This window comes from Psychrobacter piscatorii, from assembly GCF_001444505.1.
GTDB lineage: Bacteria > Pseudomonadota > Gammaproteobacteria > Pseudomonadales > Moraxellaceae > Psychrobacter > Psychrobacter piscatorii_B.
Window position 1 is genome coordinate 33,635 of record NZ_LNDJ01000053.1, and the last position, 16,310, is coordinate 49,944.

A 16,310-nucleotide genomic window follows, 5' to 3' on the forward strand; every position below is an offset into this window, starting at 1 on the left:
ACGTGAACCGACCCCCGTAAGTTGTGTCCAACTTATGGGGCAGTTCATAACGATGCGGTTTTTTATTTGCCAAATTTTTCAACGGTTTCGTATGAATACAAGGCTACTTATAATCAGTAGGGTCTTTTGATTCATTGGCAGGTTTATCAACTTGTGTATCAGACTCAACGTTAAAAAAGCTCTGAGTGACATTGTTCTTTGCTTGTTGCCAATAATCAAACTGCTGGCAAGTAGACTCAAGATCACCTTGCCACTTTGGTATATTGCCGCACATGGTTTTGATACGCTTCTGGTTAGGATAGGGTAGTTCTTGCGCTGCCGCCGCCGCTTCATGAGCGGCAACACGATCGTTACACACCAGTGCAATATCGCAACCAGCTTCAATGGCAGCTTTTACGCGCGCGCTGACATCGCCAGCGGCCTTTGCCCCTGCCATTGATAAATCATCAGAGAAAAGCACACCATCGAACGCGAGCTGATCACGAATAATGTCTTTTAGCCAAATTTTAGAAAATCCAGCGGGCCGATTATCTACTTGCGAAAAAATCACATGGGCGGGCATCAGGGCGTCAAGCAGTGACAGCGTTTGTGTAAAGGGTTGCATGTCACTATTGATGATCTCGTCCAAGCTACGTGTATCGATGGCCTCTGATACATGAGAGTCAGGAGCGATAGCGCCATGACCAGGGAAATGCTTGCCAGTAGTGGCCATGCCAGCCGCTTTCATGCCGCGCATAAACTGCGTGGCTAGGGCAACGATTGCTTGTGGCTCCTGATGAAAGCTACGGTCACCGATAACTTGGCTGATACCATCTCTATCCAGCACAGGCGCAAAGCTCAAATCAATACCTACTGCCATCACTTCGGCTGCCATCAGATAGCCACAGTCATATGCGCAGCTGAGCGCACGGCTTGGATCGTGATTGAATAACTCTCCAAGCCTACCCATAGCAGGTAGCGGTGTGAACCCTTCACGCAGCCGTGCGACTCGTCCGCCTTCTTGATCGACACCGATTAATATATCTGGGTTGTGGTACCGGATATCGTCACATAATGCGCGTACTTGGGCTGCATCAGCGACGTTGCGTCCAAACAATATGACCCCGCCAATCTGTGCTTGTTTGATCAAGCTGACGTCTTCTGCGGTCAGTGCGGTATTATCGATATCAATCATTAAAACGCCGTACATTGCGTCATCCTTATTTTTTTGTGTATTGTTATATTATGGGGTTGACCGATCATCGATGTCCAATCGCTTAGCAGTCATTACTCATGCACTTTATTATGACAGTTATTATCAATTGAGCCTAATGTGGCAGATTATTGGCATCAAATCAATTTGTGGATAGTCGGCGAATTAATGCTAATAGCCTTAAGTCGCTATGTGTGATAAAAGTGAGAGAAAGTTTGGTATGTGCAGGCGTTGCGTGTAAGATTGCTTATACAGTTTGAGACAGTTCAGTATTTATGCACATGATAATATTGATTTTTGACTATATATCAGGATTCGATAATAAGCGTCAGAATCTGTACTCAGAATCTATATATTATTCAGAATCTATATATAAAGGCGACGGAATAATAAAGCTATAGCGTTGTAAGCTCATAGTAATAAGTAAGCTAAGGCAAAGTAAGACAGACATTGAGCAAAAACAGACGACAGTCATGGGCAATAATACATTCAGCAGTTTTTAATTTTTATAACACAAATAATATCACTAACTTCAAATAACTAGGTACATATGATGAAAAAACAACCAGCACAGTGGTTACTCAGTGCAGCGTCAGTGGGCATCGCCGGTATTATCCTGACACAAAGCTACGGTACTGCCGTAGCAGAAACCAATACGGGAAGTTTTGTTCAGACACCTGAGCAAAAGGTCACTACTCGCCAAGTTGCCGCTTTGCTGGATCGCAGTCATTACCTTAATCAGCCATTAGATAGTAAAACCGGTAGCGAAATCTTATCAATGTATATTGATAGTCTCGATCCAAACCATACCTTGTTTTTGCAATCTGATGTCGATGAGCTGAAGAAAAAGCATGCCGATGATTTTGGCGCTCGCCTCAAGCAAGGCGACCTATCCGCAGGGGTAGAAGTCTTTGATCGTTATCGCAAACGCTCAAACGAATACTTTGCCATGGCAACCAAGATGCTCAAGAAAGATATTGATTTGACCGGTGATGACACCATCATTCTTGATCGTGAAAAGCTCGGACATTTCAAAACCAAAAAAGAGCAGCGTGACTATTGGGAACGTCAGCTAAAGTTTCAGCTGATGAGTATTACGCTGGGACAAGAAGACGAAAAAGCCAAAGAAAAAGTGTTTTTAAGCAATCCAGATATCACTCGTGGACAGGACTTGGTACGCAACGACGAACGTACGCCAAATGAGATTTTGCAAAACCGTTTGTCGCGTCAGCAAGAGCAGTTTAAGCGTCTCAAAGATGATGAAATCATGGAGACGATTCTAAACACCGCCATGCTGACCTATGATCCGCACAGTAACTACTATGCGCCGATTCAGGCAACTGAGCTGCAGATTCAGTCGAGTTTGCAGCTAGAGGGTATCGGTGTCTCTATTCGTCCTGATCGTAAAAACCCAGATTACACCCGTATCGTGACCTTAGTCGATGGTGGTCCAGCGGCCAAATCTGGTCAAATCAAGCCCAATGACTTGATCGTGGGTATCGCAAAAGATGGCGAAACTATGACAGATGTGGTTGGTTGGTCAACGCGTGAGATCGTCAGCTTGATTCGTGGTAAGCGCGGTACATCGGTCACGCTCAAGCTGCGTCAACCTAATACGCCAGATGCCAGTGCCCGTACGGTCACTGTGGTGCGTGATATTATCCAGCAAGAAGAATCAGGCGTGACGCAGCGAGTGGTCGAGGTGCAGCGTCCTAATATCGACAAAACACCAAAACGCATTGGTGTTCTTGAGATACCGAGCTTTTATCTGAACTATCGTGCGCGCCGTAATGGTGAGGACTACCGTAGTGTCAGTATCGATACTGAAAAAGCGTTAAAAAAATTGAACGAAGAAAATATCGATGGGCTCGTGGTGGATTTGCGCAACAACCCTGGTGGCTCGTTAGATGAAGTTGCCAAAATGCTAGGATTCTTTATTAAAAGCGGTCCATTGGTACAGATTCGTGATAATCGTGGCAATATTCAAGTATACCGTGATGACGATGGTGGTGAGCAGCTCTATGATGGCAAGATGGTGGTTATTACCAACCTAGCATCCGCCTCAGCCAGCGAAATCTTTGCCGCTGCTATTCAGGATTATGGTCGTGGATTGGTGGTTGGTAGTACGACCACAGGTAAAGGCTCTGCGCAGATTCAACTGGATAGCTTGGCGCTAGGTTCTGCAACTTTAACTCAGCGTAAATTTTACCGTATCACAGGTGGTAGTACGCAGAATAAAGGCGTGGTACCTGATGTTGAATTGGTCAATATCTATGATGATGCGACCTTTGGCGAACGCGCGCAGAAAAAAGCCTTGCCTTGGGATACCATCAGAACGGCGCCTTATAAGCCTGAAGGGAAGTTTACCAATGACACTTTAGCGACGCTCAATCAGCAGTCTAAAATTCGCCAAGAGAGAAACCCGCAGTTTACTTATCTGTCGACGCTCAATGATATTCGTAATATGGATGATGAGAAAAAACCAGTTCGTTTAGATATTAACAGCCGCCGAGCCAAAATGCAGCTGATTGAAAAGCGTTCGCTAGAAGCTGAAAATAGACGTCTGATCGCTACTGGTGAACGCCCTTATTCTAATTGGAATACGTATCAGGCCGCGATGGATGCAAAGTTTGAAGAGCGTAGCCGTATGAAAGCTGCTGAGCGTCCAGAGCTGCCAGAAGATGAAGCCTTTATTAATGAAGCGGCCTACCTAATGCTAAGTGCTGAACCCAAGACCTTGCTCAGTCCTGAAGAGAAACTATAAGGGGTTATACGATAGCTAGTATTACCATGTAAGCATATGCTTACATGGATTGACGTTTAGACCACTTACTAGTGATAGGACAATCTGCGATTATAACTGTACGGCACGATTCATTGATACTAGGGATTGGTATCTTAAGGTCGCATCAGGGATAAGTGGTTTGCTGATTAGGGATGATAAGGCTGGATGCCTGTCAGTTATGAGATACCCCGGGATTAGGTATCACATAACGCTAACATGGATGGTTGGTAATAAAAGCCGCATGACGCTTGTCGTTATGCGGCTTTGTTATGTCTAGATCTAAGAGTTATTTCTGGCGCTAGCTTACGCTTCTTTGATAGATTTGTGAGAATGGCTATTGAGCTTAAGGATGCTCACAGAAGCGCAATGAATGCTTCATTGTTAGAACGCTCTTTTTATCTACATCTAATCAATCAGCACTTATGACAGACATAAAAAAAGGCCAGTAGACAGTGCTACTGGCCTTTTTGATGAGAGGATAAGCTCAAATATAACCTATTCTCTAACTGTCTCACGATACTCTAGAAGAGATTAGTGCTCAACGCCACCTGCGCCATGTATATGGCCATGGTTTAGTTCGTCTTCAGTTGCTGCACGTACTTCTTGGATTTCAACGTCAAATGTCAAACGCTTACCAGCCAATGGATGGTTGGCATCAACAGTCACTTCTTGGTCGTTTACGTCAGTGACTGTCACTAGCATAACTTGGCCACCAGCTTCTGACTGGAACTGCATACCAGGCTGAATATCATCAACGCCTTGGAAGTTTTCGCGTGGTACGCGCTGTACCGCTTGCTCTTGATACTCGCCGTAGCCATCAGCAGGCTCAACCACTGCGTTGACTTTTTCGCCAGCAGATTTACCTTCTAATTGTGACTCTAGGCCTGGGATGATGTTGCTGTGACCATGTAGATAAGCAAGTGGCTGACCTTCTGGAGACTGGTCAAGGATATTGCCTTCGTCGTCTTTTAATGTGTAATTGAATTTGACGGCAGTGTCTTTTGCGATAGTAGTCATAAAATATCCTAAGTATATCTATGTAAAAAATTAAATACGGTTGCAATAAACCTAAAAAAGCCAATCAGCAAGCCAAATAGCCACAGTATTAGTCAATTATCATCAGTTTATTAAAGTAACTTTAGCAGTTAGCATCTTTAATTGAGATGGCGTATATAAGTTTCAAGGCAAAAAACATAAAAAATGCCAATTAATGCCACAATTTATCATAATAACTGCTATTTTCTATAGTTAATCAATGACTACTGGCCACTCAGGGTTTGGGAGTTGCGTTTTTTGGGAAGGACTCCTAACATAACAATAAAATAAGGATGAGAGATACTATGACTGCATTTGCCGATAATACTAATAACCAGCTAACGAGCGACGTTTCAATCAGCCATGATGATATCAATAATATGGCTGATATCAGCTACCAATTCGATTTTGCCCGTTTTTCTGAGCATTTGGTGGATGTGTCACTGTCCTTTACGGCAACAGCTAATACTCCTCAGCTCTGGCTACCAGCATGGATACCAGGCAGTTATCTGATGCGCGAGTTTGCTCGCAACATCACCGCTGTGCATTATCGAGTAACAGACAGCCAAATAAAAGAAGGTGACGAGTTTTCTGAAACTTATCGTGCACAAAAGGTAGATAAACATACGTGGCTACTCCCAACTATCACAGCAGGACAAAGGGTAGTCGTCGAATACGAAGTCTACTGCTACGACCTATCGGTACGTACTGCCTATGTCGATCAGCAGCGTCTGTATGGTAATTTTACCTCACTTGCACTCGCGGTCGATGGGCAAGAGCAGATTCCAGTACAAGTTAGCTTGATTGTTCCGGAGTCGTTTTTGTTAGATAAAGAAGAAAGTCATGTAATCTTGGCATGTGGTTTGGCATCTACGCATCTGCGTGTTGATGGTCAGAGCGAAGATAAACGGCACTGTTATCAATTACGGGCAGATAATTATCATGAGCTGATTGATTATCCTTTTGAGATTGCAGCACAGAATAAATTTGATTTTATTATTCATGACAATCAGCATCAGACGCTTCATCACAGTTTTTATCTCTCAGGCAAGCATAGTGCCAATATGGGGAGACTACAGCAAGACGTCACCCAAATTTGTCAGACTTATCTGGACTGGCTGGGGGATGCACCCTTTCATGATTATACCTTTATGACGTTTGCCAGTGGTCAAGACTATGGTGGGCTAGAGCATATCAATTCTACTAGTCTGATTACCCCGCGCCGTGACTTACCAAATGCTAATGAGCCAAAAATACCAAGCACGGATTATCAGCGGTTTTTGGGCTTGTGCAGTCATGAGTACTTTCACTCGTGGTGGGTCAAAACCGTGCGCCCTGATGTCATGATCGATGTTGATTTACGCCGTGAAGCGTTCACGCCGATGCTTTGGGTATTTGAAGGATTTACATCTTATATCGATGATTTTATGTTGCAAGCATCTGGCGTGATCGATAAACCAAACTACCTCAGGTTGCTAGCGGAACAAATCAATCGCTACTACCAGACGCCTGGACGCGATAACCAAAGTGTCGCAGAGTCAAGCTTTGATGCGTGGATTAAGCTGTACCGAACGGATGAAAATACGGGTAATGCAGGTATCAGCTACTACAATAAAGGTGCATTGGTGGCGCTGTGTTTGGATTTGATATTGCTAAAAAATACCAATAATCGCTATCGTCTATTCGATGTGGTCAAAGCGTTCTATACCCAAGCAAAGCAAAATGACAGCAAGCGTATCGGCATCAATAGCGCGGATATGGGCGACGTGATTGGGCAGTTTATGCCGATAGCGGAATGGGAGGATTTTGAACGCCGTTACGTCAACGGCGTAGAGGAATTGCCAATTGAGGCGCTGCTGCTCGCAAACGGTATCAAAATGCAGGTCAATACCAAAGAGACCGCGGATAAGCATGTTCCTTGGGGTATGCGCTGCAATGAGACACCCGCTGGACTCAAAATCAATCGGGTGAACCGCGGTAGTGTTGCCGCCAAAGCAGGTATCTCAGCCCATGACATCATTATCGCGATTGATGGCATCAAGGCGGATAGTAAGCAGCTAGCATCGCTGAGTAATGCAGAGCATCCCGTTGAGTGTCATCTGTTTCGCCGCGATGAGCTGATGTGTGTGCAAGTGCAACCTGATGCACTGCCACAAGCTGACGGGGATGACAGTGATATGCCTGAAAAAGAATTTCCTCATAAGGTCAGTCTGCGCTTAGTAAAAGGTGATCCAACGTTAGCAGATCATAGCGATCCTAAGCAAGCAGAATCCGCTTGGGAGCCATGGCTGGATGTGATGAAGCGTCAGTCAGCATAGTGACATCGAGAGATATAAGTAAGCAAAGCAAAACCCCCTAATAAGCAAATATGGTTATTAGGGGGTTCAAGTAATAGCTGAAAGGTTTTTTGGTATGCTGAATGGCTAGCTACTCTTCCTTGGTTTTATTATCAGGGTCCTCACTGGCAGGCTTCTCGTTTGCAGTAGTGTCGCCGTTAGGCTCGTCAACCTCAGCATTATCGTTTTCAACATCGCTCGTCGCTTTAAGCGCTGCAATCCAGTTTTGCATGAGCTCAATCTCTACTTGCTGAGTATCGATGATATGCTGTGCCAATTGACGCATTTCTTCATCAGTACCGTATTCGAGCTCGATTTTTGCCATATCTACGGCGCCAATATGGTGTGGTAGCATGCCACGTGCAAATGCCATATCCGGCATAGGATCAGCAATACCCAATGTCATCTCACCATGCATGCTTTCCATGCCCTTAGCGTAGGCCTGTTGCATAGCAGCGGTATTGGGCTTAGGTTTGGCTGCGTCAGGATGGCTGGCAAGCCATTTGTTTAGGATATCAATCTCAGCTTGCTGCGCCGTGATGATATCTTGAGCAAGCTGGCGCATGGCATCATCTGTACCGTACTTTAGCTGAATTTTTGCCATATCTATCGCGCCGCGATGATGCCCAAGCATGCCTTTGGCAAACGCGGTATCAGGATCGTTATAACCCATACCGATCATCATCTCATCATGCATACTGGTCATGGACTTTGTGTAGTCTTTGAGCATATCCGTCATCTGAGTGTCATCTGTGACGTTTTCGCTATCTACCGATGTATCGTGGCTCATATTCTCATGCTCAGCATGAGTCATGTCAGTCATTGGCGGGGTGGCTTCTTCTACAGGCGCTGATTGATTATCTGCTGCTGGCTGACACGCACCTAATAGCAGTGCAGTAGAAATGCTGGTGGCCAACAGAACAAAACGATGAGAAGCAATCATGATATATCCCTACTATAAGAAGACCAAATGATAAATAAATGAGGTCTATTTTACATAAATAATGACGTGCTGAATCTTAACAGATAAACCTTACCCATTCGAGACGCTATGTTTAACAAGAAGTAATATATTTACTTTAAATGAAAATATATGTCGGTATAGTCGAACCACTATTAAAGTGTTACAGCGTTAGGCTCGTTTAGCCTACTACTGTAGTACTTGCACTCGTCTGCCTTGTACCACTTTTAATATTGATTGACTATAGCTAAGCGTTTAGATGTGACAAATTAATAGCTAATACCCAATTGCTGATAGTGCTCACTAGTTAAGTGAATGCGCACAAACTCGCCAACTGCTATGTCACCTAATTCAAACCCTGCCACCGACCAACGTATCAAACGTAGGCAGGGCAGACCAACATGCGCGGTCATTCGTCTGACTTGACGGTTTTTACCTTCATAAATTGTCAGCATCAACCATGAGTCCGGTACGCTTTTACGCTCACGTATCGGCGGATGACGTTGCCAGAGCGCCATCGGTAGCTCATCTTCACTGACGTGTTTAACCTCAGCAGGCAGAGTTTTGCCATCTTTGAGCGTCACGCCACGTTTGAGCTGATTGAGTTGATCAGCAGTAGGAATGCCCTCAACCTGTACCAAATAAGTCTTACCTTGCTTACGTCCAGCATTGGCTTTTGGCGGATGGGTAATTGCTTTATTGACTCGGCCATCATCGGTCAGAATAAGTAACCCTTCGGACGTTGCATCAAGCCTACCAGCAACTCGCAAAGACTTATCAGTAAAGTACTGCGATAGGGTGGCGTGGTCATTGTTGCTATCGTCTCTGAACTGACTTTGCACCCCATAAGGCTTATTGAACAAGATGAGACTAGAAGTCGGCATAAAGTGATATTTCCTGAAGGTAAATGAGTGATTAGCAGTCTTTGCGTATGTTTAATCAAGCAAAGTCAGTACTAAAAAATAAGAACAGAGGTATTGTGTTTGATATACGCTGTGCGATGTATTTTGCTACAAAAGTAGGACAGCAACCACGCAAATTTACTGCTATTCTAAATCCATATTTTTATAGGGGTATTTATATTTTTGATAGTAATAAACCTATCATCTACAAGATAAAATGATTGTCCAGCCCTTTGTTCTATTACTATCAACAAGATAATGTATTATAACCCTTTAAAAGTTATAAAGTTATAGATGCTGTATTTTATTAATAATTTATAAATTGTATATGTGATATTTCTTATTAATTAGCCAATAACACTGTATTTAATAATAAGCAGTTTCTATGCACAGTTTTAGTTTGTATTTACATCAATGCATATATGTTTAATTTGAAGCTATTTTTTAGTATCGTTCAATCCAATGCCGCAAGTATCTCATACATCAGACTTTGTTTAGCTAATAAGCGTCTAGAGCGCGACCATTATAATAGAAAAGCTAGCATAACAACGTGTTCAGTTCGCTTGCGATGTATAACTTACCACTAAGGAGTTTTATCCATGTCATATGATAAGGTCATCGTACCAAGAGACGGCGAAAAAGTAACCGTGAATGCTGATTTGTCGCTAAATGTGCCCAATCATCCGATTATTCCGTTCATTGAAGGTGACGGTATTGGGGTGGATATCACACCTGTCATGATAAAGGTGGTCAATGCGGCGGTCGATAAAGCCTACCACGGTAAAAAATCAATTATCTGGATGGAAGCTTACTTGGGCGAAAAAGCGGCCAAAATATATGACGGTGAATATTTACCAAGTGAGACATTAGAGATTTTAAAAGACTACGTCATCAGTATCAAGGGACCGTTGACCACGCCGGTGGGTGGTGGCTTTAGCTCGTTGAATGTGGCTGTACGTCAACATCTTGATCTGTATGTCTGTCAGCGACCAGTACGCTGGTTTAAAGGCGTGCCAAGCCCAGTACAGCATCCTGAGCTGACCAATATGGTGATCTTTCGTGAAAATACAGAAGATATCTATACAGGTATCGAGTGGAAGGCAGGCAGTGATGATGCCAAAAAAGTCATCAATTTCTTAAGAGAAGAGATGGGTGTGACCAGCATTCGCTTCCCTGAAGACTGCGGCATCGGTATCAAGCCTGTCTCAAAAGAAGGCTCGCAGCGCCTAGTACGTAAAGCCATTCAGCATGCTATCGATAATGACTTGCCAAACGTGACCCTCGTGCATAAAGGCAATATCATGAAATTTACGGAAGGCGCGTTTAAAGATTGGGGGTATGAGCTGGCAGCAGAGCGTTTTGATGCTGAGCTATTGGATGGTGGTCCATGGATGACGATGAAAAATCCCAAAACGGGTAATGACATCATCATCAAAGATGTGATCGCTGATGCATTCTTGCAGCAGATTCTGATGCGTCCGGCAGATTACTCCGTAGTGGCAACACTCAACCTGAACGGTGACTATATCTCTGACGCGCTAGCGGCGGAAGTAGGCGGTATCGGTATTGCCCCAGGTGCCAACAAAGGCGGCGCAATCGCTGTTTATGAAGCGACGCACGGTACTGCGCCTAAGTATGCTGGTCAGAATAAAGTAAATCCAGGCTCATTGATATTGTCTGCGGAAATGATGCTGCGTGATATGGGTTGGTGTGAGGCGGCGGATCTCATCATCAGTGGTATCCAAGGCGCGATCGCCAATAAGACGGTTACTTATGACTTTGAGCGTTTGATGCCAGATGCTATCTTGCTCAGTACTTCTGAGTTTGGCAAAGCCATCATCAAGCACATGGATGCGTAATCGCATTAATGCCTAGAGCGTTAAACTCTATTATATTTATTCAAGGCCACTTACTGATGTAGGTGGTTTTTTATGTGTTTGAAATGGATAAACATATAGTCGAATCACTATTAAAATGTTACAGCGTTAGGCTCGTTTAGCCTACTACTGTAGTACTTGCACTCATCTGCCTTGTACCACTTTTAATATTGATTGACTATAGGCAAGTTGTTTGTTGTCACTTTGAGATAGGTACAAAAAAACACCTCAACGTTTTAAGACGGCTGAGGTGTTTTGTTTGCTAATACTTAAACTTACTTAATCGATCTGTGTATAAAAACCAGAGCGATTAGGATTAATGTTTCAAGATCAATTGCTTATTACTTATAGCGATGCCAAGGCTTCGTTAAACAAAGCGCTTGGACGCATGGCTTTTTTCGCAAGCTCCTCATCGGCGTAGTAGTAGCCTTTAATATCGACTGGCTTACCTTGAGCGTCGTTAAGTTCTTTGACAATCGCGTCTTCGTTTTCTGCCAGCTTTTGCGCCAATGGCGTGAACTGTGCTTTTAGTTCGCTATCTTGATCCTGCGCCGCCAGCTCTTCAGCCCAATATAGCGCTAGATAGAAGTGACTACCACGGTTATCAAGCTCACCAGTTTTACGTGATGGTGATTTGTCATTCAGCAGCAGTTTTTCGGTCGCGGTATCGAGCGTGTCCGCCAAGACTTGAGCTTTAGCATTGTTGTCGTTGCTTGCCAAATGCTCCAAAGAGACGTTCAAGGCCAAGAACTCACCAAGTGAATCCCAACGTAGATGGTTTTCTTCGGTGAGCTGCTCAACATGCTTTGGTGCAGAACCGCCAGCACCTGTCTCGAACAAGCCGCCGCCTTTCATGAGTGGCACAACCGATAGCATCTTAGCACTGGTACCAAGCTCTAGGATTGGGAACAAGTCGGTTAAGTAATCACGTAAGATGTTACCAGTCGCAGAGATCGTATCAAGGCCACGAGCGACACGCTCTAGGGTATAACGCATGGCGCGAACCTGAGACATGATTTCGATGTGTAAACCGTCAGTATCATGATCTTTTAGATACATTTTAACTTTTTTGATGAGCTCGTTCTCATGTGGACGGTATGGGTCGAGCCAGAAGATAACAGGCGTATTTGATTCACGAGCACGGCGTACAGCAAGCTTGACCCAATCTTGGATAGGCTCATCTTTAACCTGACACATGCGCCAGATATCGCCTTTTTCAACGCGCTTTTCGAGCAAGACTTCATCAGTCTCCACGTCAACGATACGCGCAATACCAGCATCGCTAGATTCAAAGGTCTTGTCATGCGAGCCGTACTCTTCTGCTTTTTGTGCCATTAGGCCGACGTTTGGTACGGTACCCATGGTCGTTGGATCAAAGTTGCCATGCCATTTGCAGAAGTTAATCATTTCTTGATAAATACGAGCAAAGGTAGACTCTGGCATGACGGCTTTACAGTCATACATTTTGCCATCAGCGCCCCACATTTTACCGCCTGAACGAATCATCGCTGGCATAGAGGCATCCACGATCACATCACTTGGTGAATGGAAGTTGGTGATACCTTTGGCCGAATCAACCATGGCCAGACGTGGACGATGCTCCTGACAAGCATGTAGGTCGCGCTCAATTTCTTCACGCGTTGAAGTTGGCAAAGTAGCAATCTTATCGTATAAATCTGCCATACCGTTGTTGACGTTGATGCCAAGCTCATCAAAGAGTTCGCCGTGTTTTTCAAACGCATCTTTGTAGTAAATGCGGACCGCATGACCAAACACGATGGGGTGTGAGACTTTCATCATGGTGGCTTTGACGTGTAGTGAGAACAAGATACCCGCTTCGCGGCAATCTTCCATTTCACGCTCATAGAATTCAAGCAAGGCTTTTTTGCTCATGACCATCAAATCGATAACTTCTTTGTCTAGTAGGTCGATTTTAGGTTTCAATACTTTTTTGGTGCCGTCGTCTAGCAATAGCTCCATGCGAACCGTGCGCGCCTTATCTAGGGTCATAGATTGCTCGCCATCATAGAAGTCGCCGCCATGCATGTGCGATACATGTGTGCTTGACCATTGCTTCCATTCACCCATTGAATGTGGATGCTTGCGAGCATAGTTTTTGACGGCTTTTGGTGCGCGGCGGTCTGAGTTACCTTCACGTAGTACAGGGTTTACGGCACTGCCTAAGCTCTTACCATAGCGCTTACGTAGCTCTTTTTCTTCATCCGTTTGTGGATCATCTGGAAAGTCAGGGATGGCATAGCCTTTACCTTGCAGCTCTTTGATGGCTGCTTTGAGCTGCTGTACAGAGGCACTGATATTTGGCAGTTTGATGATGTTGGTATTGGGGTCTTGAGTCAGGCGACCAAGCTCAGCTAGGTTGTCAGGAACACGTTGCTCTTCGGTCAAGTATTCAGGGAATTCAGCCAATATACGTGCCGCAACAGAGATGTCACTAGTTTCAACTTCGACACCTGCGGTCTTAGTGAACGCTTCTACAATAGGTAAAAAAGATAGTGTCGCAAGCGCTGGGGCTTCGTCAGTTTTTGTATAAATAATTTTTGACATTTTATTTGAATCTTCCTTTAGTTGTCGTTAATAATAAAGCTCGAATATAATGTTGAATATGGGTCAATGATACTATGCAATGCTCAATGATATCGTTCGAACAAGTACGTCGTATGTAGCTGCTTAGCAATATTTAAGTTAGAGATATTCAAGTTTGATAAAACATTTTCTTTTACTGATGTTCACTACAAGGGCGTTCTCAGATGGCACGTTGACTGCCCCGTAAAACTGCCAGACAGCAAGTCGCTGACGGTATATTATAATAAACCCACTATAAATTCGAGAGGATGTCAATCACATACCATGAACTAAGTATACTGTTTTCGCTCATATCTTAGGGTTTCAAATTATACTAAGCTGGTAGTAACCTTATTCTAACAGTCATTTGTTGCGATATCATCTTTTCAATAATATGGACGGTGTTTTATTGACCTTTATATTATTCTTGAGAGGACATAAGGATAATCCTAAAAACCACCAATGTCACGATTGGTGGTTTTTTATTGCGTCTCAAAAAAACTTTGCAAATTGTGACAGCAAAACCGCAAAAATTTGCTAGGCTAGGTCATCAACAGATTGGTTATCGATAAATATATAGCGATTATAAGAGTGACGGTGAGTATGAGTTTAGAGTATGCGCTGATGAATGATACTAGCTGGCAGAGCCAGACCGATTGGCAAACGCCAGACACGCCTTTTATGTCATTTGCTTTTTGGCAGGCGCTTGCTGAGACAGGCGCGATTGGCGAGCGGGCAGGGTGGCTACCGATATTTATTTTGGTGCACCGTGTCAATGATAATACTAAGGATGCCGCACTGCAACCAGTCGCGGTGCTGCCAGTCTTTATAAAAGGCCATCATCGCGGTGAGTTCGTGTTCGATCATTCATGGGCAGAGGCGTATGCGCGCTATGGTCTCGACTATTATCCAAGATTGGTCACTAGTGTGCCGTATACGCCGATTATGGGTCAGCGGTTTTGGCTGGCAAAAGGGGAAAGGCTAAATGAAGAGATAATCAAAACAGCCATCGCAGGTGTCGATGATATCGCTCAGCAAGTCGGCGCCTCAAGCTGGCATGGGCTATTTGTGACGCCTAATCTAGCCTCTATTGCGACCACGTCTATGCCGACCGAAATTGATATAGAGCGTGCGCTAGCAGCACAAGAGCGCGGCGTAGAGTCCGCGCCGATTGCGATGCCGATATTCGAGCGCCAAGGTTGTCAGTTCTTATGGCAAAACAAAGACCTGCTCAATGACAGTCAGCCCTTTGCAGACTTTGATGCGTTTTTGATGACGCTAAAAGCTAAAAAGCGCAAAACTATTCGTGCGGAGCGTCGTAAAGTGGCGGAGCAAGGTATCATCTGCCAGCGAAAAATCGGCGATGCTATCAGCGATGCAGACTGGAAGGCTTTTTATCACTGTTACGTTATGACTTATGCGGTACGCGGACAGCAGCCTTATCTGACGATAGACTTTTTTATGGCATTGGCAGCGAGTATGTCTGAACATATTATGCTCGCGCAAGCGTTAGACGCGCAGGGTGAGATTATTGCCAGTAGTTTGTTCTTGTATGACACACCTGATAGTAATAGCGACAACGGCGACAGTGTTGATGGCGATGTTAATAATGATGTTGATAATAATGCAACCTTGTACGGTCGATACTGGGGCGCGCTTGGTGAGTATGACAGTTTGCATTTTGAGCTGTGCTATTACCAAGGCATTGAGTTTGCCATCGAGCAAGGGCTAGCGTCCTTTGATCCAGGCACGCAAGGGGAGCATAAGCTGGTTCGTGGATTTATCCCAACGACCACGCACTCGCTTCACCGTATTTATGATCCGCGTTTTGTCCCTGCCATTGGCGATTTTTGTGCCAGAGATCGGATGCATATGGCACAATATCGCAAGCAAGCCCATGAGGCACTACCATTTAACGCGGACAATATGCCAGCCTTTGATACACTTCATTGATATACACCATTAATGCCAACCATTAATAATAGCCTGCAGGCATTTACTTTACACATTTCACGATTAGCCGTTAACTATGCCCACAAACTCTATTGCTAGTATTGCTACCTCTCTGCCTCCTATTGAACTCGTATCGTGGCTCAATGCTGAAGGTTCGCTCACAGCCATGCTAGAAGAGAAGGCAGGGCAGCCGTTACGAGTGGAGCGCACCTTTGAGGGTTATCGGCTATTGACGCTGCAACAAAAGCAACAACTGGGTCTGCAAGGCTCAGCGCTAAATCGTCCACTGCTGGCGTGGATACGTGAAGTACAGCTATACGGCAATGACGAGCGGCCGTGGGTCGGTGCGCAAAGCATCTTTCCGCTATCAAGCCTAAAAGGTAACGCGCGACGCTTGCAGCAGCTAAAAGGTACGCCCATCGGTTATGTGTTATTTAAACGTCGGCGCACAGTGCCAAATCAGCGATTTGTGCGACAGACGAGCGAGGGCTGGCAACGACAAACGCGCTATGACTGGTATGGTCGCTTACTACTTATCAGCGAAACCTTTTTGCCGGCATTTTTGTCCAGTGATACTTAAAAACGTTTTATTCTTATATACACAAAGAAAAGACTAGGGTCAAAAATTTGCATTGAGTAAAACCTTTAGGGCGTGTTGGACATTCGCAAATAGGCACTGCTGATCG

At 44.6% G+C, this 16,310-nt stretch carries 10 protein-coding genes; 5 read left to right on the forward strand and 5 right to left on the reverse strand.

What is annotated here, in order from left to right; all coding sequences use genetic code 11:
• Window positions 1-103 precede the first annotated feature (103 nt).
• Window positions 104-1,189 carry a beta-N-acetylhexosaminidase gene (gene nagZ, locus AS194_RS04335; protein WP_058024246.1) on the reverse strand — a complete coding sequence of 362 codons (1,086 nt, stop codon included), beginning with the start codon at window positions 1,187-1,189 and terminating at the stop codon, window positions 104-106.
• Window positions 1,190-1,745: 556 nt separating this feature from the next.
• On the opposite strand from nagZ, the gene AS194_RS04340 reads away from it, so the two are divergent.
• Window positions 1,746-3,956, forward strand: a complete 2,211-nt coding sequence (locus AS194_RS04340) for a carboxy terminal-processing peptidase (RefSeq protein ID WP_058024247.1) — start codon at window positions 1,746-1,748, stop codon at window positions 3,954-3,956.
• A 552-nt stretch (window positions 3,957-4,508) separates the two neighbouring features.
• Here the strand turns inward: AS194_RS04340 and AS194_RS04345 are convergent.
• Window positions 4,509-4,994: an FKBP-type peptidyl-prolyl cis-trans isomerase gene (locus AS194_RS04345; protein ID WP_058024248.1), complete on the reverse strand. Its 486-nt coding sequence runs from the start codon at window positions 4,992-4,994 to the stop codon at window positions 4,509-4,511.
• Window positions 4,995-5,317: 323 nt separating this feature from the next.
• On the opposite strand from AS194_RS04345, the gene AS194_RS04350 reads away from it, so the two are divergent.
• Window positions 5,318-7,330 (forward strand): M61 family metallopeptidase, encoded by a 2,013-nt coding sequence (locus AS194_RS04350; protein WP_058024249.1) that lies wholly within the window; start codon window positions 5,318-5,320, stop codon window positions 7,328-7,330.
• Window positions 7,331-7,439: 109 nt separating this feature from the next.
• On the opposite strand, the gene AS194_RS04355 is transcribed toward AS194_RS04350, so the two are convergent.
• Window positions 7,440-8,291 (reverse strand): DUF305 domain-containing protein, encoded by an 852-nt coding sequence (locus AS194_RS04355; protein WP_058024250.1) that lies wholly within the window; start codon window positions 8,289-8,291, stop codon window positions 7,440-7,442.
• Between the two features lie 287 nt (window positions 8,292-8,578).
• Entirely contained in the window at window positions 8,579-9,193 is a 615-nt protein-coding gene (locus tag AS194_RS04360) for a pseudouridine synthase (protein WP_058024251.1), read from the reverse strand.
• A 617-nt stretch (window positions 9,194-9,810) separates the two neighbouring features.
• On the opposite strand from AS194_RS04360, the gene icd reads away from it, so the two are divergent.
• Window positions 9,811-11,070: an NADP-dependent isocitrate dehydrogenase gene (icd, locus tag AS194_RS04370; protein WP_058024253.1), complete on the forward strand. Its 1,260-nt coding sequence runs from the start codon at window positions 9,811-9,813 to the stop codon at window positions 11,068-11,070.
• 363 nt (window positions 11,071-11,433) lie between these two features.
• Here the strand turns inward: icd and AS194_RS04375 are convergent, their stop codons facing one another.
• Window positions 11,434-13,653 (reverse strand): NADP-dependent isocitrate dehydrogenase, encoded by a 2,220-nt coding sequence (locus AS194_RS04375; RefSeq protein ID WP_058024254.1) that lies wholly within the window; start codon window positions 13,651-13,653, stop codon window positions 11,434-11,436.
• A gap of 621 nt (window positions 13,654-14,274) precedes the next feature.
• Between AS194_RS04375 and AS194_RS04380 the strand changes: the two genes are divergently transcribed.
• A complete protein-coding gene (locus tag AS194_RS04380) occupies window positions 14,275-15,624 on the forward strand; it encodes a GNAT family N-acetyltransferase (protein ID WP_058024255.1) in 1,350 nt (449 codons plus the stop codon).
• Window positions 15,625-15,700: 76 nt separating this feature from the next.
• Entirely contained in the window at window positions 15,701-16,204 is a 504-nt protein-coding gene (locus AS194_RS04385) for a chorismate--pyruvate lyase family protein (RefSeq protein WP_058024256.1), read from the forward strand.
• The last annotated feature ends 106 nt before the right edge of the window (window positions 16,205-16,310 follow it).